Here is a 2,076-nt window from a genome sequence, read left to right as displayed (position 1 = left end):
GGGGAGCGGGGGCGGTCGGCCCCGGGTCGCCGGAACGTCCGGCCGGCAGCGGGGCCACCGCGGCCGGCAGCAGCCCCACCAGCGCCGCGGCCGCCGCCACGGGCGCCACCGGGGGCCAGTCCGGCGGCGCCACCGGCTGGTGCACAAGCGCCGGGTCCGCCGCGGCCACCAGCGCGAACACCGCCACCGGAACCCACCCCGAGGCGGTCACCAGCCAGGCCCGGGCGCCCCACCGGTCCGGTCGGTGACGGGTTCGCACGCTTCGTCGTCCGCCCAGCCACAGCCCGGCGAGGGCGGCGGCCGACCCGAGCGGCAGGAGGACGAGCGGGGCGGTCCCGCCGTCGGCCAGCACGGCGTAGACGCCCACGCACACCCCCAGCAGTCCGCCCGTGGTGAGCGCGCCCGTGGCGCGGCGCACGGCCGGCGGCACCTCGGCCACCCGACCGTAACCACGGGTGTCCATCGCGGCGGCCAGCGCCACCGCCCGTTCCAGCGAGCCCTCCAGCACCGGCAGCGCCACCCGGCGCAGGCCGCGCAGACCGTGGTCCGGGCGGCCCCGCAACCGCTGTGCGGAACGGGTGCGCACCAGGTCCGAGACCAGTCGGGGGGCGAAGGTCATCGCCACCACGACCGCCGTGCCCACCTCGTACAGCGCCCCGGGCAGCGACTTCAGCAACCGGGCCGGGTCCGCCAGGGCGTTGGCCGCGCCCAGGCAGACCAGCACGGTCGCCATCCGCAGCCCGTCGCAGGCGGCGAAGAGCACGGCCCCCGCCCCCACCGGTCCACCGAGGGAGACGCCCACCGCCCACGCCGGCAGCGGCACCTCCGGGAGGGTGAACAGGACGGCCCCGCCGCCCACCGGTGAGCCGAGCACGACGGCGAAGAGCACCCGCACCAGGACCACCACCACGCCCAGGACGAGGAAGAAGCGGAAGGCGCGGGCCCGGGGGTCGTCCGTGCGGCGGGCCGCCACGACGTGCCCGGCGACCGCGACGATCAGCGCGAGCAGCACGGGGTCGGTGGTCCGGGAGGCCGCCGCCGCCAGACCCAGGGCCCACAGCCACCAGGCGCCGGAGTGCAGGGCGTTGGACCGGTCCGCCTCCGGCGCGCGCAGGGCGGCGAGGCGGATCGGCGGCCGGGAGGGCCGCCGTCCACCGCGCGCCGGGGGGCGGGCGGGGGTCATGATCGACGCCGTCGGGCCCGCAGGCCGGTCGTCACCGCGAGGAGGACGACGAGTGCGGCACCGAGCAGGAAGGTCACGGGGGGGCCGCCGTTCCCCTCCGCGGCGGTGTCGGACGCGTCGGCGTCCCCCTCCGGCGCCGGGTCCGCGCCGGCTTCCCCCTCCGCCTCCCCGGTCGGCCGGTCGTCGAGGGCCACCGCCTCCCCGCAGCCGCGTCGCGGGTACCCGGAGACGGCGCACAACAGTCCCTGCGCGTTGTACCGCAACGGTCCCGCCGTCTCCGCCAGCGCGTCCGCCACCGTGCCGCCGTCCGGCACCCGGGCGCAGAGGGCGCGCGGGCCCTCCGGAGGGGTCTCGCCGTCGGGGGCGTCGGCGGGCACACCGAAGTCGACGACCAGGGCGACCCGCCGGGTGCCCGCCTCGGCGGGCTCCCCGGCGCAGATCGTCCCGAAGGAGGAGGCATCCGCGTCACCGCGCGGGGTGCGCGCGTCCCCGGAGTTCACGGTGACGGCGAACCGCAGGCCCACCACGTCGCCGTCGAGGGGGCGCAGGGTGCCGGGGCCCCGGGTGGCGTACCGCCAGTGCGACCCCTCCCCGCCGGTGTCCCCGGGATCACCGGAACGGTCGGGGTCGAGTTCCCAGAACGACCAGTAGCGGTAGCCGGTGCCGGAGCGCGTGTCCCCGGTGTCCCCGGTGTCCCCGGTGTCCCCGGTGTCCCCGGAGCCGCCGGTCCCCCCGGTCTCCCCGGGCCGCGGGAGCGCCGCCGCCTGCGGCACGAGGGAGGCGGGGCCGAGGCACAACAGGACCCCCGCGACCCCGGTGACCACGGCTGCCCGACGTGCGCCTCTCACGCCCGGGGCTCCCCGGAACCCGCCGCCGGACCGTCGTCCCCACCC

Annotated in this window: 2 protein-coding genes; both read right to left on the bottom strand. The window is 79.1% G+C overall.

The annotated features are described in order from the left end of the window. On the bottom strand, positions 1–1,183 hold a 1,183-nt coding region (locus tag FOE67_RS23845), incomplete at its 3' end, for an energy-coupling factor transporter transmembrane component T (protein WP_182666902.1). Further along, the gene (locus FOE67_RS23840; protein WP_182666901.1) at positions 1,180–2,031 is read right to left on the bottom strand and encodes an SCO2322 family protein; all 852 of its coding nucleotides are present in this window, start codon (positions 2,029–2,031) and stop codon (positions 1,180–1,182) included. The genes FOE67_RS23840 and FOE67_RS23845, both read right to left, overlap by 4 nt. Positions 2,032–2,076 lie beyond the last annotated feature (45 nt).

The organism is Streptomyces calidiresistens (assembly GCF_014141525.1).
In the GTDB taxonomy this organism is placed as follows: Bacteria; Actinomycetota; Actinomycetes; order Streptomycetales; family Streptomycetaceae; genus Streptomyces; species Streptomyces calidiresistens.
The sequence above is the reverse complement of the archived record's forward strand: the minus strand, read 5'-3'. Positions and strand labels throughout refer to the sequence as shown.